Genomic DNA, 25,766 nt, shown 5'->3' on the forward strand with positions numbered 1-25,766 from the left:
AACCCTAGACCGCTAGCCAAGCGATCGCCACCCCCAGGGCGGAACCGACAATCACTTGAATGGGGGTGTGGCCCAACAATTCCTTGAGGTGGGCCTCTGCCAATTCGTGCCCCTCTTGGAAAAATTCATCAACAATTTGATTGAGAATGCGGGCTTGTTTACCCGCTGCTTGGCGTACCCCAGCGGCATCGTACATGACAATACAGGCAAAGACAACGGCGATGGCAAACTCAATGCTATCCCAGCCCCGCTGCAGCCCCACTCCAGTGGCCAAAGCAGTGACCAGGGCGGAATGGGAACTGGGCATCCCACCGGTTTCCACCAAAACGCGGAAATTGAGCTTGCGGTGTTTGGCAATGTCAATCAGTAACTTGAGCATTTGGGCGATCGCGCTCGCGGCGAAAGCGACCCAGAGGACATGGTTAGCCAGTAGCTCACGAAGACCGTCCATCATGGTTACGGACAAGGACAAACTCTGCGCCCATCCTAACCCACTTCGGGATCGTTAATGACTACGGCTGGTAATGTAGTCGGCGATCGCCTGCAAAGGAACAGCGGCCGCCCCATATACAGCCAACTCTGCCTTCGCCTCCGCCACCAAGCGCTCAGCCTCTTGGCGAGATTTTTCCAGACCCCACAGGCGCGGGTAGGTCATTTTTTGGGCAGCCACATCTTTACCAACGGTTTTACCGAGGACATCGCGGGTCGAAGTAATATCCAAAATGTCATCCACAATCTGGAATGCCAAGCCAATATTTGCCGCATAACGGGACAGGCGTGCCACGTCAGATTCATGCGCCCCCGTCAGCAATGCCCCAGACACCACAGAGGCCTCCAGTAGGGCCCCCGTTTTGTGGGAGTGGATAAAATGCAGCGTTTCCAGACCAATGTCGGGCTGTCCTTCACACTCTAAGTCCACCACTTGACCACCGACTAAGCCCGTTGCTGCCACCGCATGCCCCAACCGCGCCACAATTTTCAACAGATACTCCGCGGGTACATTCTTGGTTTGTTCCACCACATACTCAAAGGCATAGGCCAGTAAGCCATCCCCCGCCAGAATGGCAATATCTTCACCATAGACCTTGTGATTGGTGGGCTTGCCGCGACGGTAGTCGTCATTGTCCATGGCCGGTAGATCATCGTGGATGAGCGACATCGTATGGATCATCTCCAAGGCACAGGCAGTCGGCATGGCCATTTCCACGGTGCCCCCCATCAGTTCACAGGTGGCCAAACAGAGAATCGGGCGCAGCCGCTTGCCCCCCGCCATCAGTGAATAGCGCATCGCATCGTAAATTTTCTCCGGATAGGCCACCGGAATCGAGGCTTCAAGGGCAGCTTCCACAAGGGCTTGGCGTTCTTTGAGGTAGGCCTTGAGATCAAATGTGCCGGCGGGATGGACTTGGGGGGGATCAGCGGAAATCATGAACAACTCCTCAGGGTGCGGGCGGCATAGAGGTCAAGGAAAGCAGGGGCTGCTGCCAGTTGTGACGGCGACAGTAGCTCCATACAGTATTGTGCAACAACATGGCAACGGTCATCGGACCTACGCCCCCCGGAACAGGGGTAATATAACTGGCCACTGCACGGGCAGCTTCGTAGTCCACATCACCCCAGAGACTTGATTTGCCATCGGGGCGTTGGATGCGATTAATGCCCACATCAATGACCACTGCCCCTGGTCGGATCATATCGGCCGTAATGCGCCGCGGCTGCCCCATCGCTGTCACTAAAATCTCGGCACTACGGGTGATACTGGCGAGTTCACGGCTACGGGAGTGGGCGATCGTCACCGTTGCGTTGGCACTGAGCAACATCAGCGCCAGGGGCTTACCGACCAAAATACTGCGACCCACGACCACTGCTGAGCGACCTACGACATCAATGCCATAGGCGGCCAAAAGCTGCATCACCCCAGCGGGAGTACAACTGCGCAGTCCCGGTTCATCGCGCACTAGCCGACCCAGATTTTCTGGATGCAGGCCGTCCACATCTTTATCGGGATGAATGGCGTATAGCAGGGGACGAGGATCAAGGTGGGGCGGCAGGGGCAATTGCAGGAGAATGCCATCCACTCGTTCATCTTGATTGAGCTCAGTGATTTTGGCCAAGAGAGCTGCTTCTGTGATAGTGGCCGGTAGGTGGGCACCAAAGGATTGAATCCCGACGCGGCTACAGGCCTGTTCCTTGGCACGGACATACACCGCACTGGCGGGATCATTGCCAACTCGCAAGACTGCTAACCCGGGCGATCGCCCCCACTGGGCTTGAAACGTCCGCACATGATCAGCCAACTGGCGTTCAATAGACTGGGCTAAGGACTTGCCATCAAGGCAGGTAGCGGCATGTGCAACCAAAGGACACCTTAAAATTCATCGATCACAAAAGTCTAGGGTTGAGTTGCCCAATACGTTTCCATCGGTTGGCAACAACATCGAACTAGTTTATCCCAAATCGTGACCACGGGCGCCCGCTTCGATCAAGTTCTTTACTCAGTTGTACCCAGGGCTTAACACTCCCTAGGGGCGATCGCCTGCGGGGGAGCCTCGCTCCACTTGAATGTTGGAAATGGCAGGGGTGGTACACAGGTACGTCAGCACATCCTCTGCACTCATCAGGCGCTTTAGCACCACTTGGCCAATGGTTGAGGCAGGATCAGGATGGCTCGGCTTGACCTCCACCATAAGAACCATGTCCTCCACTTGATAAAGCCAGAGCTTTTCTTCCCCCTCTAGGATGTAGAGGCAGGTACGGGTGATCACCGGCGATCGCCGCCACGCTTGCTCATTCCAGAGGCCTTGGGGTTCCCACACGCGGCCAATATGCCACCCCTCAGTGAGGAAAAAGTATTTCATGCCCCGGGTGGCGATTCATTCCCTCGGGTACTGGCGGTCTCCTCGGGTTCCATAGAATTAAAACAAGCTGCCGCCATCAGCAAAAAAGGTGTTCCTGGCACTAGGGGTAAGAGAAAGCCCACAACCCCAATAATTCCAAAAATCACACCAAGAATCATACGTGCTGTGTTACGGATGCTTTTAGTCACAGGCACTCCTTTCGAGTTCCAATAGGCGAGGATGATTCACCTCTAACGTAGCCTGAACCTTGTCTTTTCACAAGTTGCGGGTCTAAGCTTTATCGAGAATCGCATTCCGCAGATCCATGTCGTCCATTTCTGCTTTGTAGAGGTTGGCTCCCTTAAAGTTGGCACGGCGGGCATTGGCCTTCGCCATCTTGGCAGCAATGAGAACGGCAGATTCAAAGTTCGCCTCAATGAGACTGGCGCTTTCGAGAATCGCCTCCTGTAAAATTGCACCCTTGAGATCAGCCAAGTACAGGTTGGCCTGAAAAAGATTGGCACGGGTGAGGTTGGCATAGGCAAGGGTTGCTTCCACCAAACTCACGCGCCGCAGTAGCGCGCCCACTAAGTTGGCTTGGCGGAGATCGGCCATCGCAATATTTGACTTGTAGAGATCGGCACCCACTAAGGTGGCTCGCTGTAGACAGGCACCCTGCAAATCTGCCTCAATCAGGTCACTCATGTAGAGGTTTGCACCTGCCATGTAGGCATCCTTGAGCAAAGCATTGCGCAGATCGGCCCCTGCTAAATTTGCCTGATCGAGATTGGCATTGGTGAGGTTGTATAGCTCTAAATTGGCGCCAGTGAGATCCGCCTGTCCCAGATCAGGACGAATATCACTGTTTTGCTCCCGCCATTGATTCCAAGCGGTCACCCCCTGCTTAAGAAGCTGAAGATGTTGGGGATTCGTCACAGCAGCTATCCTTGGGCACTCGGCTCAGTATTTTGATAACCGTAAAAATCAATGCGATAGTCAACAATCTTGACGCCAGTTTTTGCTTCAATCTCAGCAACGAGGGAGGGGGGGAGCTCAACGTGAACGTCAATAATCTTCTGGGTATCAAGACAATTGACATGGCTGTGGCTATCACTGATATTGCCGTAGAGACGCCCATCGGCACGCTCAACGCACTCAATGATGCCATGCTCTGAAAGGGCTTCAAGATTTTGGTACACAGAGGTATGGCCGATGTCTTTGCCGGCTTGATTCAGGCGATCATAGATCTGCCGCGCTGAGAGATGATCCTTGGCATCCCAGAGCAGTTCAAGAATAGCACGCCGCTGCCGACTCAGGCGCAATCCTAGGCGTTGACAGCGATCAATGGCATCCTCAAGGGAACGAATGGGGGGTAGGGAACTGGGAGCAGGAGACGTGAACACGGCGCTATCCTAAAATAAAACTCAAACAGCAGATGTTGCTTAGTGAAGTAGCCTATTGCGGTTTAATCGCAGTTTCAGGATGATCCATTTATTAACCTGTAGTCACTATGATAATCAATCCTCTGGTTATAATCAAATTTGCCCCTTGTCAAGGCTCTCAGCCGTTGTTTGAGAGAGTAAGTAAAAACCCAGAAATGCAAACATCATTGCAGCGATCGCCTTTACAACCTTGACGGGGATCAATGTGGCTATCCCACTGCCCAAAAGCACACCCAAAAACGTTGTACACACCAAACCAGAGGCGACCCCTAAAAACACGGCAGTAGTGGAGCGGGCATTACTCCCTAAAGTAATCGCCACCAGTTGACTCTTGTCCCCCAGTTCCGACAAGAAAACAATTGCAAAACCGAGGGCAAAGGATTGCCAGTCCATCTGGTCTCTCCAAAGAGGTTGCTGCTATAGGGCAGCGTAACGGTATAGGCAGTGGTGGTCAACGAGGGTCCTGGTTCAGCGTGGCTGGTTCAGCTTAAAATAAGTTATAATTCTTAACATCAGTTTTGCCTATAGTTATAGCCCTGTTAAATAATAGTCGAGGTGCGCCTGTTGAATACCACTGATGGATCGAGCGCGATCGCGCCGGACCCTTCCTTCTTGACCAGTCCAGCACAGGCCTGGGCAAAGCGCTATATCAGCAACCTCAACACCCCCACCCTTGCGGAGGATGATCCGGCAGTGGTGGCTCCTCGACTTTTGGCCGAACTGCGCAGCGCCAGTGTCAAGGCTTGGCAGCGCACCGAAGGCTTTTTGGCTGAAGCGATGATTCGCCATGGCATCCCAGCGGAACTGGTGGATCCCTGGAGCATCTCCAAAGACATTCATGACATTTATCAGCACACCCTGAAACTCTACGTAGCTGGCAAGGGCACCCAGCAAATGACCGCCAAGATAGCCAGTGCCGTCAGTGAGATTCGCAGCCGCTATACAGCGGTCGATTCCCGGGTGATTGGCTTTGTGAGCATGCAATTTCACCACACGGGGGTATTACTGCTGGAAGTAGCACCCATAAATCAACGTCCCATTCTCAGTCGCTTCTTCAAGGTCATTGATGATCACCTCTACATGCCCTTGCACCGTCTCTATAGTGCAGCGGCCAATTACGACTACAACGATCCTGCCTTGGCTTTAGTGCGCCATCTATTGCCCCAGAGCACAGCGATCGCCACCGCCATTTGTCACCGTGTTGCCGAGCTCAACCCCCAGCACCGCTGTTTTAGTGGCCCTTTAACCGAAGCCAGTGTGCGCGTTTCCAGTATTCGCGATGTTGAGATGTTCCAAATCTACCTTTGGGTATGTCTTTTGGAGCAAAGCCTTGAGGCCCTGCAACGGGAACTTTTTCCCCTCTGTTTGATGCTGTATCCCTCTCTAAATGTGACATGGGAGCTGGTGTTTCAAATGGTGCACCTTTTGGGTAAAGAAATACAAACCCGTGCCCCTGGGCATGATACAAGTGTTTTTACACCCTACTATTTATCTTTCCGAGAAATGTTTGATCCCAAGATTTTTCAAGGACTCCCATGATTCCCAATTTGCCGCAGGTTTCTTTCTCCCCCATTGCCATTGCCGGCTCTGGTCTGTGGGCGATCGCCCTGTACTGGGGGTTTTATCCCACGGGGCAAGCCTTCATGCAGCGTTTAGTGATGTGGCTAGGGGGTGAAGCAAACCAAAGTGCCGAATTCTGGGCAGGGATGGTGGGGCTCATTCCCTTTATTCTTGTGGGTACGGGTTGCTTTGTCCTCTGTAGTTTGGGCTTAGGTCAAAGTTGGGCCTTGAGTTTAGGCCTGATGGCAACCATCGGCGGGGCAATTTACGAACTCGGACGGCGGGATGGCCAGCGCTCCTAGGTTGGGCTGCGGATGAGAAGCCTAACATTTCAGTTAACCTTTATGTTAGTTAATCTTTATACATCCTCTTTAGGGTTTCCCCTCTAGGAAGCGCAATTCACTGCCCTTGAGAAGACTCCCCGGTGATTCAATGAAAGCGTCTGCGGATGCCAGTTCTCCCCAAGAAACGACACCGCCGCTCAGTTTGCTCCTGTTTGTTGCCAATCGTCCGGGCGATGAAGAGGAAACTGCTGCCATTCAAGCTCACATTCAGCAACTGCCCTCGAACTTTAGCTTTGAATTAAAAGTGGTGCCCATTGGTGAGCAGCCCTACCTTCTAGAGGAGTATAAGCTAGTTGCCACGCCCGCTTTGATTAAAGTCCGTCCTGAACCGCGCCAAACCCTCGCTGGTCGTAAGCTCCTGCAAAAGGTGGACTATTGGTGGCCGCGCTGGCAGCGGGAAGTGGCCCTTGGCCTACAGGCGGATATGCAAAAGTCGGCAGCGGAGCAGTCAGATTGCTCTATGGAACTCAGCCGCCTCAAGGATGAGCTGTTTCAACTGCGCCAAGAGCGGGATCGCCTTGCCGAACAACTCCAATTCAAGGATCGAATTATTAGCTTGCTGGCTCACGAATTACGCAACCCCCTCACTGCCGGCGGCATTGCCCTTGAAACCCTAGAGTCCAACCTTCAGGAAGAGAGCAGTCAACAACTCCCTATTGAGGACATCCAACGCCTGTTTCACCATGCCCGCAGTCAAACCCAGACAATGGGACAGCTGATTACTGATTTACTTTTGGCGGCTCGCGGCCCCCAAGACAAGCTGCAAATTATGGCACGGCAACTGGATTTGCGGCAACTATGCCAAGAGACCGTTGAGGATGTGCGCCTAAATTTTGAGCGTAAAAAGCAGCACTTTACCACCGATATTCCTCTGGATTTGCCCTTGGTTTATGGGGATGGCGATCGCATTCGTCAGGTGCTTGTCAACCTACTGGATAATGCCTGTAAATACACTCCCGAAGGGGGCAAAATTCACCTGAGTGCTTTTCACCGCATGACTCAAAAAGTGCAAGTTACCGTCTCTGACACTGGTCCAGGTATTCCCATTGAGCAGCAGGAGAAAATTTTTGGCGAAACGGTTCGCCTCGATCGCGATCGCGCCATTGAAGGCTATGGCATTGGCCTTGCCCTTTGCCGCCAGATTATTCGTATGCACTATGGCCAGATTTGGGTGGACTCCCAACCGGGGAAAGGCAGTTGCTTCCACTTCACACTCCCTGTTTATAGCTAGGGCTGCCCTTCCTCAATCATGCGGGCGATCGTTTCGGCACGCAGATAGGGATCAGGCCCAAAGGGCAAAATTTCGTAGAACTCATTATCTGGCAAGCGCATCAGTTGGAGGGATTCCTGCTCGCGATAGATCACATAGACTCCCGGTGGCCACGTTTTGGCACTGCGCACTGGCACTGGAATGTCGCGGCGCTCTCCGCCGACGCAGGCTAGGCGTACCACCTGTGTATTGGGACGATAGACCACCTTATCTTCCCGCGTGCGCCGAAACAAAAAGCGATCCAAAACCTTGGGTAGGATCTCTGTTTCTGTGCCCCCCAATTGCAAATTTAACTCCAGCAATTTGTCTTCGAGGGTGAGTTCAATGATACGGGGTTCAGGGACAAGGGGCTGAGAGTGAATTTCGGTGGTCTCTTGGGGCGGCGCGGCAGTAGGTTTTAGCTTCTGGACAATTTGACTGATGTACTCTAGATCGACGGTCGTAATTTTCTTAAAGGTGACAAACCAAGAGAGCAAACTAATGGCCACCCCCGGTTCCAATGTCGTAATTAAGGTGGCGAGGTCTAAGTCATCAAGACGAATGGCCTTAAGGGCAGCATCGGTTTGGCCTAAAACAATGGCTGCATCCCCCGGACTTAAGTGTTGCAGGCTGGTGTAGAGCAGGCCCAGATCAATCGTTTCTTGGCAGCCTTGGGTTGAAATGCGGTAGGTGATGTCGTAGAGCCAATCTAGGGTTACCAAGTCATGGTTGAGCATCCAGAGGGCAACATTAAAGGCGGTTTGGGGAAAGGCAGCTTGGGCAAGACTTTTGACGATGACTTGGGCGCGATCGCGCTGGAGCAAGGAGATCAAGGCCGCCTGTTTTTCTGCCTTGGTTGTGAGTTCATGATAGCCAAGGAGATCTTGGAAGAGTTTTTGATCGCTGGGCAGTAATCGAATTGCCGCTGGAGGAGTCATAGGCTTAGTGCCGCAGATTGATGTGACTCATTTCCCCTCACCCGACGATGAAGGCGATGAAGGCTAGACAAGGCAACGCTAGCTCTTAATTCCACTATAGAGGGTGGCGTGCGACGCGAAAGCTAGCCAGATGATTGTCCCACTAGCCCAACAAGCTAGAACGGGACCGGTTGTTCCCCCAACCGTAGCCTAGGGAGGCATGCGCGACTGGTAACGGTCAGGTATGAAGCCCTCCCGACAACGGAGCCCGAACCGAAAGGTTGAAGCCGAATCCGTGAGGAGGAAGCAACTTTGCCAGCGTCAGGCGATAGGGAGCTAGGCTTGAGGGTATGGTGAACGCAAGTGAAGTGACGCCAGAAGCCTCGTTACTATAAACAGGCCAAAGACGCCGATAGGCCTGAGCCAAAATGGCAAACGGACTGGTTTCACTGCTGTCATCTCAGTGGACGGGGACAATAGTTCCGTCGGGGTAAAGTCACCACCTAACCCCTCGCGTCATCTGGTTGGAACGCGGTAAGCCCGTATCTTCGCCTTGAACATTCAAGGCAGGCAAACCGTAAGGAATGCTGATGAGGGTGCGGGTATGGGATGCAGGAGAAAGCGAATGCTGGTCTGTAACGGACCGGATAGGGGTTGAGGAAACAATCCAACATCACCCCGCCCGAAAGGGAGCAGACTTCCTGCTGGTCTCCCTTTGCGAGATAACCTGTAGAACCTCTTGAATGGAGACAAGGCAGTGCGACGCGAAAGCTAGCCAGATGATTGTCCCACTAGCCCAACAAGCTAGAACGGGACCGGTTGTTCCCCCAACCGTAGCCTAAGGAGGCATGCGTGACTGGTAACGGTCAGGTATGAAGCCCTCCCGACAATGAAGCCCGAACCGGAAGGTTGGAGCCGAATCCGTGAGGAGGAAGCAACTTCACCAGCGTCAGGTGATAGGGAGCTAGGCTTGAGGGTATGGTGAACGCAAGTGAAGTGACGCTAGAAGCCTCGTTACTCCAAGCAGGCCAAAGATGCTGATAGGCCTGAGCCAAAATGGCAAAGCGGATTGGATTCACTGCTTGCTTTTCAGTGAACGGGGACAGCAACTCCGCCGGGGTATAGTCACCACCTAACCCCTCGTGTCATCTGGTTGGAACGCGGTAAGCCCGTATCTTCGCCTTGAACATTCAAGGCAGGCAAACCGTAAGGAATGCTGATGGGGGTGCGGGTAGAGGAGGTGGGAAAAAGCGAATGCTAGCCTGTAATGGGCTAGATAGGGATTGAGAATGCTGGCAGGACATTCAACATCATCCCACTCGAAAGAGGGCAGACTTCCCGCCGGTCCCCCCTTACGAGAAAGTCTATAGAACCTTCCTAATGGTGACAATGCAAATGGCGGTGATCTTGAGTCACTGGTGCGGTCACCAACCTGCTCAAAAGGTAGAGAGGCTGTAGATGAGTATCGTAAAGGTTGCATGCACAACCGGTTCCTCTTAAATGAGGGGTCCTGGGGGGCTCGAGCCGGATGCGGGGAAACTTGCACGTCCGGTTCCTAGGGGGCTAGGGGGCAGCGATGCCCCCCTGCTACCCGACAATGACGGTGGACCAAACCACTGGTGCAGTCACCAACCAAACGGAAATAAGCTGGCACAGCATAAACTGGGCCAAAGCCAACCGTGAGGTAAAGAGGCTGCAAGTGCGTATCGCAAAGGCTGTGAAGGAAGGACGCTGGGGCAAAGTGAAAGCTTTGCAATGGCTCCTGACCCACTCGTTCTACGGCAAAGCCCTTGCCGTGAAACGGGTAACTGACAACTCAGGCAGTAAAACACCTGGTGTGGATGGGATAACCTGGTCCACACAAGAGCAGAAAACCCAAGCCATAAAGTCCCTCAGGAGAAGAGGCTATAAGCCCCAACCCCTGAGGCGGGTATATATCCCGAAAGCAAACGGCAAACAGCGCCCGCTAGGAATCCCGACAATGAAGGACAGGGCAATGCAGGCACTATATGCACTAGCCCTAGAACCAGTCGCGGAAACCACAGCAGACCGGAACTCCTATGGGTTCCGCCGAGGGCGATGTACGGCAGATGCGGCAGGACAATGCTTCCTTGCTCTGGCAAGAGCCAAGTCGGCTGAACACGTCCTTGACGCTGACATATCCGGATGCTTTGATAACATCAGCCATGAGTGGCTACTAGCCAACACTCCACTGGACAAAGGGATCTTACGGAAATGGCTTAAATCTGGGTTCGTCTGGAAACAGCAACTCTTCCCCACCCATGCTGGGACACCTCAGGGAGGGGTAATCTCCCCAGTTCTTGCCAATATAACCCTAGATGGGATGGAAGAACTGTTGGCCAAACACCTCAGAGGTCAAAAAGTCAACCTCATCCGATATGCTGACGATTTTGTCGTGACGGGAAAAGATGAGGAAACCCTGGAGAAAGCCAGAAACCTAATCCAGGAGTTCCTAAAAGAACGGGGCTTGACCCTGTCCCCCGAGAAGACAAAAATCGTCCATATTGAGGAAGGCTTCGACTTTCTCGGATGGAACATTCGCAAGTACAACGGGGTTCTTCTCATCAAACCCGCGAAGAAGAACGTGAAAGCGTTCCTCAAGAAAATCCGAGACACTCTAAGGGAACTTAGGACAGCAACCCAGGAAATCGTGATAGACACACTCAACCCAATCATTAGAGGTTGGGCCAACTATCACAAAGGACAAGTCTCTAAGGAAACCTTCAACCGAGTGGACTTCGCCACCTGGCACAAATTGTGGCGATGGGCAAGGCGCCGGCACCCAAACAAACCTGCCCAATGGGTGAAGGACAAATACTTCATCAAAAACGGAAGCAGAGACTGGGTGTTCGGTATGGTGATGAAAGACAAGAACGGGGAACTGAGGACCAAACGCCTAATCAAAACCTCTGACACCCGAATCCAACGCCACGTCAAAATCAAGGCAGACGCCAATCCGTTTCTCCCAGAGTGGGCAGAATACTTTGAGAAACGCAAGAAACTCAAAAAAGCCCCTGCTCAATATCGGCGCATCCGCCGAGAACTATGGAAGAAACAGGGTGGTATCTGTCCAGTATGCGGGGGTGAAATTGAGCAAGACATGCTCACTGACATCCACCACATATTGCCCAAACACAAGGGTGGTTCTGACGACCTGGATAATCTTGTCTTAATCCACGCCAACTGCCACAAACAGGTGCACAGCCGAGATGGTCAGCACAGCCGGTCCCTCTTGAAAGAGGGGCTTTGAGAGGCCTGAGCCGGATGCTGGGAAACTAGCACGTCCGGTTCTTAGGGGGCTAGGGGGCAGTAATGCCCCCCGCTACCCGACTAGAGTATCGAGGCTATTCCCCCACCTTAGCTTCTAATTTGCGCACTCGCTTGAGGAGATCTGGCAATTGCTTCACTGCGGCTGAGACCTTGAGGTAGAGGGTTTGATCCATCGCCGGGATCCCCCCCATGCGGCTATCTGGGGGTACCGAGCTACTAATGCCGGATTTGGCGGAGACAACAGTGCGATCGCCAATGGTCAAATGACCCGCTGCCCCCACCTGTCCAGCCAAGACCACGTGATTACCAATGTGGGTTGAACCTGCCAACCCCACTTGGGCACAGAGAATGGCGTTTTCACCAATGGTGCAGTTGTGGGCCACCATCGTTAAGTTGTCAATTTTTGTGCCATTGGCCACAGTGGTCTCTCCAAGGGTGGCGCGATCAATCGTTGTGCCAGCACCAATTTCTACATCGTTGCCAATGACCACGGTGCCCACTTGGGGAATTTTGTAGTGACGACCATCGGGTAGGGGGACATAGCCAAAGCCATCACTCCCTAAAACCACGCTGTTTTGCAAGATGACGCGATCGCCCAATTGCACCCGCTCCCGCAGGGCACAGTGGCTGTAGATACGACAGTCTGAGCCAATCACCACATCGTCATAAAGGGTGCAATGGCTATCAATCACTGTGCGATCGCCAATGCGGACGCGATCGCCAATCACCGTATAAGCACCAATCGTTACCTCAGCTCCCAAAACCACATCGGCTCCCAGAATTGCTGTCGGGTGGATTTTGGCGACAGGTTTGGGTTGTGGATAAAACCATTCAATACACTTGGCAAAGGCAAGGTAGGGATGGGGCACCCGCAGCAGAGGACAGGCCGCCTCCCCTTGAAAGTCGGGACGCACAAACACCGCAGCCGCTTGGGTGGTCTGCAACAGGGCGGTGTACTTAGGATTGGCCAGAAAAGAAATATCCGTTGCTGTTGCTGTTTCTAGGGGGGCTACTCCCAACACCGGGCGATCGCCGTGCTCTGGACAGTCGAGGGTTGCCCCAAACCGTTCGGCTACATCTGCCAACCGCATCTTGCCGTCCTCATCATTGACCTGGATTTGAGCTCAGTCTATCAGGTCTCATTAATGAAACTGAACAAGAATTTCGTGAAATCGTTCACGCTGAACATTTTATCCTTTGCGCAGGTGATATTCATTGAGTGGCAACTTTGTCAATGTGTTTGTTATATTTTTTAACACCTATACCGATGACATGGAGTAAGGAGTACGTTCTATGGAGCAACGCTTCCCCGAACTGAATGTTGACCTCAGCGTCGAACAGCAGTTTCAAATGCGAGTGATGGAGGCGCAAGTGAGTGCGATGAGCCTTCAGGAAGCTCGTGAGCTGCTGTTGCAAGCCTCTCGCCTATTGATGATGAAAGACAACGTCATTCGCTCCTTGGTCAAACGCGCTGCCTAGGTCACCAATGTGTGGGACGGACCTCTTTCTCCACCTTGCTTCCGCTCGCGAATCAAGTAGGGGATACGGGGCTGCACCACAATTTTTTCTGCACAGGACTCTTCCCACAGCAAAAAGCTTTGTAGCGGCGAATCACGCCCATCATTTTTTCTGGGTTCAATGTCCCTTGCCCTACCACGGGCGGAGCTGAAACTGCGGGTCGTGGAGAATCGTCACCCCATCCCGCGACTGCGCTAGCACAAACAAGCCTTGCCGATAAGCGTAGCGAGGAATCATCCCCACCACAGGTCCCAAGAGTTGAGTGCTGCGATACTGATGAGCCAAACGAGGAAATTTTGCAATCCGCTCTAAATGCTCATCAATATTCCCTTGGCTGAGTTGTGTTTTCACTGGGACGAGAACGGCTTCATCCCTATTGACCACCGATAGATCAATTTCTAGGCTTTCGTTGCCATCTTGAAGCATGACATCGCTGTAGAGTTGAGAAACAGCAATTCCACGACTCTGAGATCAGCGCAACACGGCTGGGCGTACTTGCCACTCAACAAATTCCCCAAGGCGATTGCCCAGTTTGCCAATTTGTTGGTTGAGCGGCCGTGCTTCTTCTTACAGTAAGCGTTCAGCCTCTTGAAAGCGGTGTTCTGTTTCCTTTTGAGTCTCTAGTAGCTCCGCCAATCATCGCGAAACCTCTTTAGGAGTGTATGCCTGATTGATAATTGCAAACGACCTAGTGTGTACCCCTTGCCATCCTAATTTAGGGAACCATACAAAAGAGGACCTGAGCAGCCTCGCCATCTCAGGGTGAAGAGGAAAAACTGAAAAAGGACTTTAGTCCCAGGGAGTATAATGAAAAAATAAGGCTGAGTTGAGTGAACAAAACGAACGGCTAGCGGAAGGAAAAAGTCAGCAGCCCTTTAAGTTTGAAGCTGGAGGAAGTAGGTAGGAGTATTTTAACAGCGCTTTTATTTTTAGGTGTCACTCCAGAGGACTGCAAGTGCGATCGCTCCTAGGAGGTATGGATTTATGACCCGTCTACTGCTGATGAGTATGGTGCTGACGGCGATATTCTCTCCCCTCGTCACGTTGGCAACCCCCCTGTCCCCAATCTTTAATCCCATTTCCCCGACCACTGGCTTTGAATCCTCAGAAATGAACCGCCTTTGGCAAAATCAGTGGCCCCCTAAAGACCGCCGCAAAACCAACACCACACTGCAACCCTCCTCTGACAAGGTGCTGCAAATTGAGCTGGATGGCCAACTCCTGACCCCCAGCCAAGCCCAACAACTCCTGCTGCGCCAGGAATAATCCTGAAGGGCTTAGACTGTTAGCGGGAACATTTCACGTACTCGTTATGCGCCTAACCCGTCGTCAAACCCTCGGCCTCCTCGGCGTCAGTGCTGCTACCCTGTGGTTGCGATCGCGCCCCGCCGTGGCGGCAGGTGAGCCATCAGAAATTTATACGCTGCCGCCTTTGCCCTATGACTACGATGCCCTAGAGCCAGTGATTGATGCAGAGACGATGCGTCTGCACCACGACAAACACCATGCAGCCTATGTCAACACTCTCAACAAGGCACTGACACCCTACCGTCAATGGCACGGGCTCGCCATCGAAACGCTCCTGCGCCACCTTCACCAACTCCCCACCGCTATCCAATCAACTGTGCGCAACCACGGCGGTGGCCATGCTAATCATTCCCTCTTTTGGCAAAGTATGGCACCGAATGGCGGCGGTGAGCCCGCGGGGGACTTAGCCATAGCCATAGAAAACACTTTTGGCTCGTTCCCAGAATTTCAAGCCCAGTTTCAGCAAGCAGGTCTGAGGCACTTTGGCAGTGGCTGGGTCTGGCTTGTGCTGACGCCCCAAGGGAATTTGACCATTACCACCACGCTCAACCAAGATTCTCCGCTGATGCAAGGGCAAGTGCCCATCTTGGGTAATGATCTGTGGGAACATGCCTACTACCTAACCTATCGCAACCGTCGCGATCAGTACCTAGAGGCTTGGTGGCAGGTGGTTAATTGGCCTTGGGTGAGCGATCGCTATGCCCAGATGCGCGAGCTTTTGGCTTAGTGCGCAAGGCCTGCTCATGGCGATCGTAGGCATCAATAATCCGCTCGACAAGGGGATGGCGAATGACATCCCCCTTGGTTAGATAACAAAATGCGATCCCTTCGACATCCTTGAGAATTTTCGTAGCCACACTGAGGCCGGAAGTTTGGTGTTCTGGTAGATCGGTTTGCGTCAAGTCCCCGGTCACCACCAAGCAGGAGTTAAAACCAATACGGGTCAACACCATTTTCATCTGGGCAGGAGTGGTGTTCTGGGCCTCATCGAGGATGACAAAGGCATTGTTCAGTGTACGCCCTCGCATATAGGCCAAGGGAGCTACTTCAATCACACCCCGCTCCATCAGGTTGCTAATTTTCTCCGGCTCTACTAGCTCGTAGAGGGCATCGTAGAGGGGGCGCAAATAGGGATCAATTTTTTGCTGTAAATCTCCCGGCAAAAAGCCAAGCCGCTCCCCCGCTTCCACCGCAGGCCGTGTCAAAATTAACCGCTCATAGGTGCCCGCCAGTAGCGCTTGTACGGCTAGGACCGTGGCCAGGAAGGTTTTACCAGTGCCCGCTGGCCCAATGCCAAAGGTCAGGGTATGGCTACGAATCGCTTGAATGTACTGGCGCTGGCGAAAGGTTTTGGCGCGAATAATGTCACCCCGACGGGTGCGAGCCAGAATATCCTGTTGCAGCTCTTGGAGGGCTTCCCGCTGCTGAGTATCGTAGGCGTGGCGGACCGTGAGAATATCCACCCCCGACACAGGACGTCCCTCCCGCCAGAGGGTACCGAGGTCCTGAATGAGTTGTTGGCAGAGTTGGACTTGAGCAGGGGTGCCAGTGATATAGAGATCCCGTCCCCTTAAAACAAGAGTCGCCCCTGTTTGGGCGGCAAAGATGCGCAGGTTAGCTTCTTGCTCACCGACAAGGGCGATCGCACTCTCAATGCTGTGGAGGTCAATGGTGAGGCTTTCCCTCGTGGTCATAGCCTAAGCTTAGCGATTGCGCTTGCGGGCAGCCTCCTGTTTGCGTTTGCGGCGCAGGCTAGGTTTTTCGTAACGTTCACGCCGCTTGACTTCCGAAAGAATACCTGCTTTCTGGATTTTTTTCTTGAATCGCCGTAGAGCGGACTCAATGGATTCGTTTTCACCTAAACGGACTTCAGCCACGCGCTAACTTTGCCTCCTTGATGATGGATAAAAACGACGACGGGATCGCCGCGGGCGATCGCTCCTTTGATGATCTATTTTAGGCGTACTTTTGGCATCATCATAAACATCTAAATAAACCTGCTGACCAGCGGCTTGGGCAGCAGCCTGTAAAACCGCTCGAATGGCTTGAAGATTGCGACCCCCACGACCATAAACCCGCCCTTTATCCTCGCCAGCAAAGGCAAGACGTACCCAGATACGAGAATTGGCAGGGGAAAATTCCGCATGGAGCCGCAGGGTTTCTGGTGCTTCCATAAAGGGCTCCAGCAGGAAGCGAATCAAGGCAGCGTAGTTGGGGGCAGCCGATTCAGTCATTGCCTATTTTTGGGCAGTTTCGGGGAGAAGATTCGCTTTGACAAAGAGCCGCCGGACGGTATCTGTGGGTTGTGCACCCTGCGCCAAACGCCGCTTGATCGCCTCTTCCTTGAGGCGCACTTCATTATGGATTGGATCATAAAAGCCCAATTCTTCAAGGGCACGCCCATCGCGGCGATCGGTATTATTCATGGCCACAATACGATAGGTGGCGTTCCGCTTTTTGCCGTAGCGTTTGAGACGCAGTTTAATCATGTCAGCCTATGGAGATAAAAGAGGTAGGTTTTTCTCGACAATTTTCTAGTATAACGGACATCCCAAATCGGGTAAAGTAGATTCCGGTTTGAGTTGAGCAGTGCCGATGACAAAGACAGCGTGGTTATTTCCCGGCCAAGGGTCGCAACATCCAGAAATGATGGCGGATTTGCTGACGGCCTATCCCCCAGCCAAGGCGCGCTGCGAACAGGCAGCGGCCATTTTAGGGTGGTCGGTCATTGACTGCTGTGGAGGGCGCATCGGCAATTTAGACCAAACGCTCTATACCCAGCCCAGTTTGTTTCTCGTCGAGAGCCTACTGGTGGATGCCCTCAAGGAACGGGGAGCGAAGGCGGACTTTGTGGCAGGACATAGTCTCGGTGAATATGTTGCTCTCTATGCGGCAGAAGTCTTTGATTTTGAAACGGGACTCCAATTGGTGCAGCGGCGCGCCGCACTGATGAATGCTGCTGGTGGCGGCAAGATGGTGGCCTTGATTGGCTTTGACCGCGAGGAGTTGCAGCAGGCGATCGCCCGCATCCCCAATGTGGTTCTGGCCAATGATAACCATCCGGGACAAGTGGTGATTTCAGGGCTGCCCGAGGCCGTTGACGCCCTACTGGCAAAGATAAAAGTCAAACGGGCAGTTCCCTTGAATGTCAGTGGTGCCTTTCATTCCCCCTTTATGGCGGAGGCCGCGGCAACTTTTGCCACACTGTTGGATGAGTGCCAGTTTCAAGAGGCTGTCTTTCCTGTCCTGAACAATGTCGAACCCGAACCAACAACGGATGCAGCGCTGATCAAGGCACGGTTGCGATCGCAAATGACGGGTTCTGTGCGTTGGGTGGACACTTGCTATGCCCTTGCGGCGGCGGGAGTAACCCAAGCTCTGGAGATTGGGCCCGGGAATGTCTTAGCTGGCTTGGTCAAGCGCACCACTCCAGAGATCACAGTCACAGGGGTGGCAACGATCGCCAGTTTGGAGAGCCTGGTGTGAGTCGCGATCGCGAGCCGCTGATCAGCCTGCTCCTCTACCATCTCTTCAAATGGTCAGTGGTGAGTCCACTCCTGCACACCTATTTTCGGGGGCGCATCTATGGTGCCCATCAGGTACCGCTGCGCGGACCACTGGTGGTGGTCGCCAATCATGCCAGCTACTTTGATCCGCCCCTTATCTCCAACTGTGTGCGCCGACCGGTGGCCTGGATGGCTAAGGAGGAATTGTTCCACATTCCCATTTTTCGCACCTTGATTCGCTGGTATGGCGCCTATCCTGTGAAGCGAGGCGCGGGCGATCGCCGGGCGTTGCAGGCTGCCCTCAAAGCCCTACAACAGGGTTGGGCGGTGGGGGTCTTCTTGGAGGGTACCCGCACCAAGGATGGCCGGATTGATGACCCGAAACTGGGGGCCGCGTTGATTGCAGCCAAAGCGCAAGCACCCCTGTTGCCTGTTTGTCTTTGGGGCACTCAGGAGATTCTCAAGAATGGCACCTTTCCCCGACCGGTCCCAGTTACGGTGCGCATTGGTGCACCGATTCCACCGCCGGCTTCGGGGGATCGCGCTGCCCTAGAAGCGGTCACTCAGCATTGCTGCGACGTCATCCACCGCCTCCATGACTTGGGTCGCTAGAGCAGACCCTCCTTAGCGGCCATTAATTTGAGTAGATCCACCACCCGGCAGGAATAGCCCCACTCATTGTCATACCAGGCCACTACTTTAAAGAAATTGGCATTGAGTTGGATCCCGGCTGTGGCATCAAAGATACTGGAGCGGCCATCACCAATAAAATCGCTGGAGACAACCGCCTCTTCGGTATAGCCGAGAATACCCTTGAGTTCCCCCTCTGCCGCTGCCTTCATTGCTGCACAAATGTCCCCATAGGTTGTCGCCTTCTCGGTTTTGAAGGTCAAATCCACCACAGAGACATCGGGTGTGGGAACGCGAAAGGCCATCCCCGTCAACTTGCCCTTCAGTTCGGGCAACACCAACGTTACTGCCTTGGCGGCTCCCGTAGACGCGGGAATAATATTTTGGCCAGCCCCACGGCCGCCGCGCCAATCCTTTTTGCTGGGACCATCCACAGTGGGCTGGGTAGCGGTGACGGCGTGCACGGTGGTCATCAAGCCCTCCGCTAAGCCAAAGCTTGCGTGCAACACCTTAGCAACTGGGGCTAAGCAATTGGTTGTGCAACTAGCATTGGAGACAATGCGATCGCTCGACGGGTCAAAGGTGTCATGGTTAACACCAACGACAATCGTTTTCACTTTATCGGCATCCTTAGTGGGGGCTGAAATCACTACCCGTTTGGCACCAGCTTGTAAATGCTGCGCTGCCCCCTCATAGCTCGTAAATAACCCAGTGGACTCAACAACATAGTCTGCACCAACGGCTCCCCAGGGCAGTTCTGCTGGATTGCGCACAGCAGTACAGGGAATGAACTGACCATCAATTTCAATGCCCTCCGCTGTGGCCTTGACGGTACCCGGATACATGCCGTGGGTGGAATCGTACTTAAAGAGGTAGGCTAGGTTATCCGCAGGCACGAGATCGTTAATGCCGACAAACTGAAGATTGTCGCAGGCAAGCCCTGCCCGTAACACCAAGCGGCCAATACGGCCAAAACCATTAATACCGACTCTCAACGTCATGAAAACTCTCCCAAATCATCCACTAGTAACGGGGAAGGGTTGGATCCACTACCGCAGCATAGGCATCAATTCCACCCACAATATTCTTGACATTGCGAAACCCCTGCTGAATTAACCAGTGCCCCATCTGGGCAGAGCGTACACCGTGGTGGCAGAGCACCAAGGTTTCCCGGTCTGGATCAAAGAGCTGACAAATTTGGGGCGACCATTGGGGAAAGGCACTCAAGGGCAAAGGCGTAAAGTGAGGAAGATGGGCGATCGCCCACTCCTCGGGTTCCCGCACATCAATGAGTTGCAAGGTATCCGCCTCTGTGGCTAGGCGTTGCGCCAATTCCACCACTGTGATTTGTCCTAGCATGGTTTCCCCTTGATTCTATGAGGATCATGGGAGATCGGCATTGAAATCATCCTTAAGATTTGCCTGCCGGGGAGAGGGCTTGGTAAGCGACCTCCATAACCGTTGGTTGATTAGCCAGTTGCGGCACATCCCATACTGCCGTATTCACCAAGTTGAAGAGGGGATTGGCCAAGATGCCCGCTAAGGAGGTGGCAATCACCGTCATGACCAAGCCCACCTGCAAAGGCCGCAGGCCAAAACTCGACCAGGAGACTTCGGGATAGTTGCGCACCGCCTCTGACATTTCTTGGGGCTCCTTGACCACCATCATCTTGACGACGCGGATGTAGTAGTAAATGGAGATCACACTCGTCAATAGGCCCAGCAGGACAAGACCATAGGCACCTGCTTGCCAACCCGCCCAGAAGAGGTAAATCTTACCAAAGAAGCCTGCCAAGGGTGGAATCCCCCCCAGAGACAGTAGGCATAGGCTCAGGCCAAGAGTCAGCAGGGGGTCTTTTTGATAGAGGCCTGCATACTCACTAATTTGATCGGTGCCGGTGCGCAGGGAGAACAGAATCACACAGGTAAAAGCACCAAGGTTCATGAAGAGGTACACCAGCAAGTAAAAGAGCATACTGGCATAGCCTGCCTCAGTGCCAACGACAAAACCAATCATCACAAACCCCGCCTGACCAATGGAGGAGTAGGCGAGCATCCGCTTCATACTGGTTTGGGCGAGTGCCACCACATTGCCGAGAATCATGCTGAGGATGGCCAGCACTGTAAAGATGAGTTGCCACTGATCGGTGACACTGGGGAAGGCCAAGGTCAAAAAGCGAATGGCGAGGGCAAAGCCAGCGGCTTTGGAACCCACCGAAAGAAAGGCAACCACAGGGGTAGGGGCACCCTCATAGACATCGGGGGTCCACTGGTGAAAGGGTACCGCGGAAATTTTGAAACTAATGCCGGCAATCACAAACACTAGGGCCACAACAAGACCCAAGGATTCGGAGGACAGGGCTTGGGCGATTGCTGGCAGTTGGGTGTGCCCACCGGAAAGGCCGTACAGTAGCGATGAGCCATAAAGGAAGATGGCAGAGCTGGCCGCACCAATCAGGAGATATTTCAAGGCGGCTTCATTGGAGCGGCTATCGCGCTTTGTATAGCCCGTGAGCAGATAGGAGGCAATACTTAGGGTCTCTAGGGCCACAAAGATAAACACCAGTTCTTGGGCACCGGCAATGAACATGCCACCCACCGTGGCCGTCAACAGAATGGTCATAAATTCGCCGAGGGAACTGCCCGTTTGCTCAACATAGCGAATGGACATGAGAATCGTGCCCAAAGCGGAGAGGGCAATCAGTCCCCGGAAGAAGAGGCTGAGGTGATCGGAAATAAAGCTGCCAAAGAAACTGATAGTTGCAGGCTGAGTCCATAGGGGAATCATCGTGGCGATCGCCCCCCCTAAACCGACAATGGCAAAGTAGGGCGTCCAGCGATCGGCCTGACGTCCCTGAATCAAATCCGCCAACAGGACGACAAGCAGCGTCACAATCAGGATGGTTTCCGGCAAAATGGTGCCTGCATTGAGCTGTCCGGCCAGTGTCACCAAATCCATAACTTTTTACGTGCCTTGATGGAATCCCCCATATCTTATCACCCAGATTTTCATTTCATTGGTGACTGGCGATCAGCTTCTGCTTATGGGTTCGATTAGTTTTGGCCCCCCTTGACAGCGGCGCATCAGGGATTTGATTCCTTAGCAGCTTGTGGTTCACCGGGTGTCAGCTTGTCAGAGCAATACCTGCAAAGAACCGCGATCGCCATCTAGCTCAGCCGCTACCCCCACTGGTAATGCAGCATTGACCCCCTCATGGCCAAAGGGCAAGTCACTAACAATGGGAATTCCCAAATCCCCCAAGCGATCGCTCAAAACCTCAATCAGCCGAAAATTCGGTTCCATGGTGGCATCTTCACAACGACTAAAACGGCCGAGGGCAATCCCCTTAATCTGATATAACGCCCCACTCCGGCGCCACTGCGTCAGCATACGGTCAATGCGATAGGGGGCTTCAGCCACATCCTCTAGGGCCAAGATCACATTCTCCAAAGGTGGGCAATCAGGTGTGGCCAGTAAATGGGTCGCGACCGTTAAATTTCCCACTAAGAGGCGACCCTGCACCACACCGCCTCCCCAACCGCTTCCCCATAGGGGGTCTAGGGACTTGCCCTGGACGAGATCAAAAAGACGCTGCTGAGTCCAAAGGGGCTCTTGCGCCAGTGTGGTGAGGACTGGACCATGAACGCCGGCCACCCCTTGGGCGGCATAGCTCCACAGAAGAGCCGTAATATCTGAAAAACCAATTAGCCACTTTGGTGGCGCTGAAGGCCACTGCCACTGTTCCAGTAGACGGGTGGCACCAAATCCCCCTCGCCCACAGAGAATGCCCTTAATAGAATCATCTTGCAATAAGTGCCGTAGGCGATCGCGCCGCTGTTGATCGGAACCCGCAAGGTAGCCCCAGCCGGCAAAGGCCGCCTCATCGACAATGACCTCATAGCCCTGGGCTTGCCAACAGGCCACTCCCTGCCAAAAAGGTTCCTCTTGGCGGAGCACACCACTGGGAAAGGCGACGGCAAGGCGATCGCCCGGCTGCAGGGGAGGCGGTAATGCTGCAACAACAGTCACGTTAACAAAAATTAGAATTGCGGCAAAACTGTAAGCGACCCGTGATGACATTTTGACCCAAGGGGCGATCGCCCCCACGGAGACCTTGGGGCAACAAATCAACGGTCTCAATGCTGGGCAGTTGCTGAATCTCAAGACGGGCAAGGGGTTTCCCTGCGCTGGCCGGTATCTGGATAAAGAAGTTGGAGGTGGTCTTCATCAGGCCCCCTTGAGGGCTATTGGCTTCAAGAACAACTTCAGCAAAAACAGAGGGCTGCTCAAAGGCCACTCGCCCATGGGGAAACCCAACCCCCGGAATTATAGGGGTTAAAACAAGGGCAATCCCGAGAGGGCGTAACATCCCCTATTTACCCCGCGAGGGGGGTTCTGTCCCGTGGGCGATCGCGCTACTACAGACCCAGTTTTCTGGCAGTCCCGGATAACCACGCCGCAGCGCCTCTGGACAAATGGTATAGATCGTCAGTTGGCAATCAATCAGTTGCAAACCATATTTCTCCGTTTGCTTCAAGGCCTGCTTGAGGATGGAGTCATTATCGAACTCAGTCGTGCGGTTGCACTGCACACACACCATGTGGTGATGGTGGTGGGGGGACATGGTATTTAATTCGTAGTGCTTGTGCCCCTCAGCCAGTTCCAACTCCCGCAGAATACCCATCCGTGACATCAACTTCACGGTACGATAAACGGTGGATAAACTAATGGAGTGTCCCTGTTTGCGCAACTCATGGTAGAGGTCTTCAGCACTCAGGTGATTGCCCTTAGGCAGATTCTGGAAAATGTTGAGAATAGTTTCTCGCTGTGGCGTCAACCGCCAGCCCTTCTCATTGAGTTCTGCCTTTAAGGCTGCTGCTGTATAAAGTGGCATAGGAGATTCACTTGATCTGCCGGTCTTGGTTTGCATGATAGCCGAGAACAAGTGTCATTTGCAACAACCGGAGCTTATTGAGAATAATTACAATGGTTTTACTGGACTTTTTGCCAATGAGTTGCAATGCTTCACCAGCCCCCATAACGGTGTTCCCCAACTCCCAGATCAATCCCTGAACCACCTCACCCTATGGGGGGATTCAGAATTGCGCCAGCAGAGTTAATTTTTTGGCCGCGGCGGCTTGGGCCGCTGGAACTTCGACATCGGGGTAAAGTCCTCTACGGGCACATCCTTGAGTGCCTGACTCATGAAATCTCGCCAAATGGGTGCCATAAAACCACCCCCCGTTGCCCCCTGCCCCAAGGGCGCATAGTTGTCATTCCCTGCCCAAACAGCCGCTGAGAGTTGGGGCACATAACCCACAAACCAAATATCCCGCTCCGAAGAAGTGGTGCCTGTTTTTCCTGCGGCAGGCCGGCCAATGTTGGCTGCTGTCCCTGTACCACTGGTGATCACACTCTGCAGTGTGTTATTTACAGCGGCGGCGGCCCAAGGATCAAGCACGAGTTTGGGGCGCGGTGTGTGATCCAACAGCAAATTGCCATTGTTGTCGGTGACCTGAATAATTGTTGTCGTGGGAGATTGCCAACCATTATTGGCGAATGTGGCATAGGCAGCGGCCATTTCCAAGGGGGTGAGATCCACCGCTCCCAAGGGCAGGGAAACCACCGGCAGCATGGGACTGGTGATGCCAAGGGTGCGGCAAATTTCAATTACGCGCTCAATGCCCACCTCTTGGCCAAGGACAATCGCGGGAATATTGCGGGACATGGCCAAGGCCATGCGCATAGACATCCCACCCATAAATGAGCCATCGTAGTTGCGAGGCACATACCATCCGTCCCCATCCCGATACTGCACTGGCGAGTCGCTAATGACTGACTCAGGGGTATATTTGCCACTGGCATAGGCGGCATAGTAGACAAAGGGCTTAAAAGCAGACCCCGGCTGGCGCAGGGCTTGGGTGGCTCGATTAAATTGACTGCGGCTGTAGTCCACTCCCCCCACCAGTGCTTTGACATAGTGGGTACGCGGATCCACAGCAGCTAAAGCTAACTGATCTGCGCGCACGCCACTGGCTTGTAGGCTGTCATATCCCCGTCGGATGGCCTCTTCCGCCATTGTTTGCATTTTGAGATCAAGGCTGCTTTGCACCCGCATGCCACCACGAATGACTGCTTCACGGCCAAATTGGCGGGTCAATTCCTGCAACACAGCATCGGTTATCCAAGGGCTACGACTGCGCTGGAAGGAGGTAATTTCCCCCAGCTTGATGGGTTCTTGGGCAGCGGCAGCAGCCTCTTGGGGGGTAATCCAATGCAACTCCACCATCCGATCCAGGACCAATTGCTGCCGTTCCTTGGCGAGATCAAAATCCACAAAGGGGCTATAGGCTTCTGGAGCTTGAATAATCCCAGCCATCATGGCGGCTTCAGCAAGCGTGAGATCTGCAGCATTTTTTTTGAAGTAGCTTTGGGCTGCAGTTTGCACACCGTAGGTGTTGTGTCCCCAATAGACCTGATTGAGGTACATCTCTAAAATTTCGTCTTTGTTGAAGATCTGCTCGAGGCGCATGGCCAAAACGGCCTCAGCCACTTTACGGCTCAGGGAGCGATCGCGAGACAAAAAGAGATTTTTGACCAATTGCATCGTCAGGGTAGAGCCGCCCTGCACAGTACGCCCAGAGGTGAGGTTGACCATCAAGGCACGGGCAATACCAATGGGATTAATACCGCGATGCTGGTAGAAACTGCTGTCTTCGATCGCCAGCACGGCCAGCTTCAAATTGGGCGAGATTTCGTTGAGGGGAACGACTTCGCGGTTTTCTTCATCGTGAAGGCTCACAAGGAGTGTGCCCTTGGCATCGTAAATGTGGGTGGTTTCACTGGGGACATAGCCCCGTAGCGATCGCACATCCGGCAGATTCCGAAAGCTAATCGCTAGGCCCAACAGGCTGCCCCCAATAGCCGCACTCCCAAAGGTCATCCCCACGAGGAAGGTGCGGTTAGCAATTCGCAGTACCCCACGCCAGAAGTTTTCATGTTGGGGGCGAGTTTGGGAGGGGTGTTTGCCAAGGGTAGTGGTGGACACGACAGTCGCTGCCTCAGGCGAATTATTTTTTGCTTCGTATACGATTTTTTATTTGGAGAAAAGTCAGGAATGGCAAAATTGCCGCGCGATCGCAATTGATTGCTATCATAGCCAT

General features: G+C 53.5%; 31 protein-coding genes. 9 read left to right on the top strand and 22 right to left on the bottom strand.

What is annotated here, in order from left to right; genetic code table 11:
* Positions 1–4: 4 nt before the first annotated feature.
* The 8 genes from TLL_RS00090 to TLL_RS00125 form a co-directional block, all read right to left on the bottom strand.
* Entirely contained in the window at positions 5–454 is a 450-nt protein-coding gene (locus TLL_RS00090) for a divergent PAP2 family protein (protein WP_011055874.1), read from the bottom strand.
* Between the two features lie 51 nt (positions 455–505).
* Positions 506–1,429, bottom strand: coding sequence for a geranylgeranyl diphosphate synthase CrtE (gene crtE / locus TLL_RS00095; protein WP_011055875.1), 924 nt, complete (start codon positions 1,427–1,429; stop codon positions 506–508).
* A gap of 10 nt (positions 1,430–1,439) precedes the next feature.
* On the bottom strand, positions 1,440–2,360 hold the full coding sequence (folD, locus tag TLL_RS00100; RefSeq protein ID WP_164920629.1) for a bifunctional methylenetetrahydrofolate dehydrogenase/methenyltetrahydrofolate cyclohydrolase FolD: 921 nt from the start codon (positions 2,358–2,360) through the stop codon (positions 1,440–1,442).
* A gap of 162 nt (positions 2,361–2,522) precedes the next feature.
* Positions 2,523–2,858, bottom strand: coding sequence for a hypothetical protein (locus tag TLL_RS00105; protein ID WP_011055877.1), 336 nt, complete (start codon positions 2,856–2,858; stop codon positions 2,523–2,525).
* Complete coding sequence (locus tag TLL_RS13405; protein WP_164921063.1) at positions 2,855–3,016, bottom strand: DUF454 family protein; 162 nt, start codon at positions 3,014–3,016, stop codon at positions 2,855–2,857. The genes TLL_RS00105 and TLL_RS13405 overlap by 4 nt, the downstream gene beginning before the upstream one ends.
* Before the next feature lie 112 nt (positions 3,017–3,128).
* A complete protein-coding gene (locus tag TLL_RS00115) occupies positions 3,129–3,773 on the bottom strand; it encodes a pentapeptide repeat-containing protein (RefSeq protein WP_011055879.1) in 645 nt (214 codons plus the stop codon).
* 5 nt (positions 3,774–3,778) lie between these two features.
* Positions 3,779–4,240, bottom strand: coding sequence for a Fur family transcriptional regulator (locus TLL_RS00120; RefSeq protein WP_011055880.1), 462 nt, complete (start codon positions 4,238–4,240; stop codon positions 3,779–3,781).
* Between the two features lie 132 nt (positions 4,241–4,372).
* Positions 4,373–4,672, bottom strand: a complete 300-nt coding sequence (locus TLL_RS00125) for a TMEM165/GDT1 family protein (protein WP_011055881.1) — start codon at positions 4,670–4,672, stop codon at positions 4,373–4,375.
* A 162-nt stretch (positions 4,673–4,834) separates the two neighbouring features.
* Between TLL_RS00125 and TLL_RS00130 the strand changes: the two genes are divergently transcribed.
* The 3 genes from TLL_RS00130 to TLL_RS00140 all read left to right on the top strand — a co-directional run bounded on the left by TLL_RS00130 (position 4,835) and on the right by TLL_RS00140 (position 7,414).
* Positions 4,835–5,818 carry a hypothetical protein gene (locus TLL_RS00130; RefSeq protein ID WP_011055882.1) on the top strand — a complete coding sequence of 328 codons (984 nt, stop codon included), beginning with the start codon at positions 4,835–4,837 and terminating at the stop codon, positions 5,816–5,818.
* Entirely contained in the window at positions 5,815–6,141 is a 327-nt protein-coding gene (locus tag TLL_RS00135) for a hypothetical protein (protein WP_011055883.1), read from the top strand. The genes TLL_RS00130 and TLL_RS00135 overlap by 4 nt, the downstream gene beginning before the upstream one ends.
* A 130-nt stretch (positions 6,142–6,271) precedes the next feature.
* Entirely contained in the window at positions 6,272–7,414 is a 1,143-nt protein-coding gene (locus TLL_RS00140; RefSeq protein WP_011055884.1) for a histidine kinase, read from the top strand.
* Here TLL_RS00140 and TLL_RS00145 read toward each other — a convergent pair.
* Positions 7,411–8,370: a hypothetical protein gene (locus tag TLL_RS00145; RefSeq protein ID WP_011055885.1), complete on the bottom strand. Its 960-nt coding sequence runs from the start codon at positions 8,368–8,370 to the stop codon at positions 7,411–7,413. The genes TLL_RS00140 and TLL_RS00145 overlap by 4 nt on opposite strands.
* A 1,576-nt stretch (positions 8,371–9,946) precedes the next feature.
* On the opposite strand from TLL_RS00145, the gene ltrA reads away from it, so the two are divergent.
* Positions 9,947–11,620 carry a group II intron reverse transcriptase/maturase gene (ltrA, locus tag TLL_RS00150; RefSeq protein WP_231833792.1) on the top strand — a complete coding sequence of 558 codons (1,674 nt, stop codon included), beginning with the start codon at positions 9,947–9,949 and terminating at the stop codon, positions 11,618–11,620.
* 94 nt (positions 11,621–11,714) lie between these two features.
* Here the strand turns inward: ltrA and lpxD are convergent, their stop codons facing one another.
* Positions 11,715–12,731, bottom strand: a complete 1,017-nt coding sequence (gene lpxD, locus TLL_RS00155; RefSeq protein WP_011055887.1) for a UDP-3-O-(3-hydroxymyristoyl)glucosamine N-acyltransferase — start codon at positions 12,729–12,731, stop codon at positions 11,715–11,717.
* Positions 12,732–12,933: 202 nt separating this feature from the next.
* Here lpxD and TLL_RS00160 point away from each other — a divergent pair, with 202 nt between their 5' ends.
* The gene (locus TLL_RS00160) at positions 12,934–13,119 is read left to right on the top strand and encodes an NblA/ycf18 family protein (RefSeq protein ID WP_011055888.1); all 186 of its coding nucleotides are present in this window, start codon (positions 12,934–12,936) and stop codon (positions 13,117–13,119) included.
* A gap of 171 nt (positions 13,120–13,290) precedes the next feature.
* On the opposite strand, the gene TLL_RS12795 is transcribed toward TLL_RS00160, so the two are convergent.
* Entirely contained in the window at positions 13,291–13,584 is a 294-nt protein-coding gene (locus tag TLL_RS12795) for a hypothetical protein (protein WP_011055889.1), read from the bottom strand.
* 558 nt (positions 13,585–14,142) lie between these two features.
* On the opposite strand from TLL_RS12795, the gene TLL_RS00170 reads away from it, so the two are divergent.
* Complete coding sequence (locus TLL_RS00170; RefSeq protein WP_164920630.1) at positions 14,143–14,424, top strand: hypothetical protein; 282 nt, start codon at positions 14,143–14,145, stop codon at positions 14,422–14,424.
* A gap of 46 nt (positions 14,425–14,470) precedes the next feature.
* Positions 14,471–15,193, top strand: coding sequence for a superoxide dismutase (locus TLL_RS00175; RefSeq protein WP_011055891.1), 723 nt, complete (start codon positions 14,471–14,473; stop codon positions 15,191–15,193).
* Here TLL_RS00175 and TLL_RS00180 read toward each other — a convergent pair.
* Genes TLL_RS00180 through rpsP form a run of 4 tightly spaced genes read right to left on the bottom strand, consistent with a single transcriptional unit; the run spans position 15,138 to position 16,955 of the window.
* Positions 15,138–16,160 (bottom strand): PhoH family protein, encoded by a 1,023-nt coding sequence (locus TLL_RS00180; RefSeq protein ID WP_011055892.1) that lies wholly within the window; start codon positions 16,158–16,160, stop codon positions 15,138–15,140. The genes TLL_RS00175 and TLL_RS00180 overlap by 56 nt on opposite strands.
* Positions 16,161–16,169: 9 nt before the next feature.
* Positions 16,170–16,343 (bottom strand): 30S ribosomal protein S21, encoded by a 174-nt coding sequence (gene rpsU / locus TLL_RS00185; RefSeq protein ID WP_011055893.1) that lies wholly within the window; start codon positions 16,341–16,343, stop codon positions 16,170–16,172.
* 3 nt (positions 16,344–16,346) lie between these two features.
* Complete coding sequence (locus TLL_RS00190) at positions 16,347–16,700, bottom strand: KH domain-containing protein (protein ID WP_011055894.1); 354 nt, start codon at positions 16,698–16,700, stop codon at positions 16,347–16,349.
* Between the two features lie 3 nt (positions 16,701–16,703).
* Complete coding sequence (gene rpsP, locus TLL_RS00195) at positions 16,704–16,955, bottom strand: 30S ribosomal protein S16 (RefSeq protein ID WP_011055895.1); 252 nt, start codon at positions 16,953–16,955, stop codon at positions 16,704–16,706.
* Between the two features lie 106 nt (positions 16,956–17,061).
* Between rpsP and fabD the strand changes: the two genes are divergently transcribed.
* Together fabD and TLL_RS00205 are read left to right on the top strand one after the other, a co-directional pair.
* Positions 17,062–17,952, top strand: a complete 891-nt coding sequence (gene fabD, locus TLL_RS00200; RefSeq protein WP_164920631.1) for an ACP S-malonyltransferase — start codon at positions 17,062–17,064, stop codon at positions 17,950–17,952.
* A complete protein-coding gene (locus tag TLL_RS00205; RefSeq protein WP_011055897.1) occupies positions 17,949–18,584 on the top strand; it encodes a lysophospholipid acyltransferase family protein in 636 nt (211 codons plus the stop codon). Before fabD ends, TLL_RS00205 begins: the two co-directional genes overlap by 4 nt.
* Here the strand turns inward: TLL_RS00205 and gap are convergent.
* The 7 genes from gap to TLL_RS00240 form a co-directional block, all read right to left on the bottom strand.
* Positions 18,581–19,603 carry a type I glyceraldehyde-3-phosphate dehydrogenase gene (gene gap, locus TLL_RS00210; protein ID WP_011055898.1) on the bottom strand — a complete coding sequence of 341 codons (1,023 nt, stop codon included), beginning with the start codon at positions 19,601–19,603 and terminating at the stop codon, positions 18,581–18,583. The two genes, TLL_RS00205 and gap, sit on opposite strands and share 4 nt — an antisense overlap.
* A 22-nt stretch (positions 19,604–19,625) precedes the next feature.
* Positions 19,626–19,961, bottom strand: a complete 336-nt coding sequence (locus TLL_RS00215) for a rhodanese-like domain-containing protein (protein WP_011055899.1) — start codon at positions 19,959–19,961, stop codon at positions 19,626–19,628.
* 52 nt (positions 19,962–20,013) lie between these two features.
* Positions 20,014–21,561 (bottom strand): NAD(P)H-quinone oxidoreductase subunit N, encoded by a 1,548-nt coding sequence (locus TLL_RS00220; protein ID WP_011055900.1) that lies wholly within the window; start codon positions 21,559–21,561, stop codon positions 20,014–20,016.
* A 174-nt stretch (positions 21,562–21,735) separates the two neighbouring features.
* Entirely contained in the window at positions 21,736–22,632 is an 897-nt protein-coding gene (locus tag TLL_RS00225) for a S66 peptidase family protein (RefSeq protein WP_011055901.1), read from the bottom strand.
* Between the two features lies 1 nt (position 22,633).
* The gene (locus TLL_RS00230) at positions 22,634–22,972 is read right to left on the bottom strand and encodes a hypothetical protein (protein ID WP_011055902.1); all 339 of its coding nucleotides are present in this window, start codon (positions 22,970–22,972) and stop codon (positions 22,634–22,636) included.
* Between the two features lie 3 nt (positions 22,973–22,975).
* Complete coding sequence (locus TLL_RS00235; protein WP_164920633.1) at positions 22,976–23,497, bottom strand: transcriptional repressor; 522 nt, start codon at positions 23,495–23,497, stop codon at positions 22,976–22,978.
* Between the two features lie 222 nt (positions 23,498–23,719).
* Entirely contained in the window at positions 23,720–25,651 is a 1,932-nt protein-coding gene (locus tag TLL_RS00240; protein ID WP_011055904.1) for a transglycosylase domain-containing protein, read from the bottom strand.
* Positions 25,652–25,766 lie beyond the last annotated feature (115 nt).

It is taken from the genome of Thermosynechococcus vestitus BP-1 (genome assembly GCF_000011345.1).
GTDB classification, from domain to species: Bacteria; Cyanobacteriota; Cyanobacteriia; order Thermosynechococcales; family Thermosynechococcaceae; genus Thermosynechococcus; species Thermosynechococcus vestitus.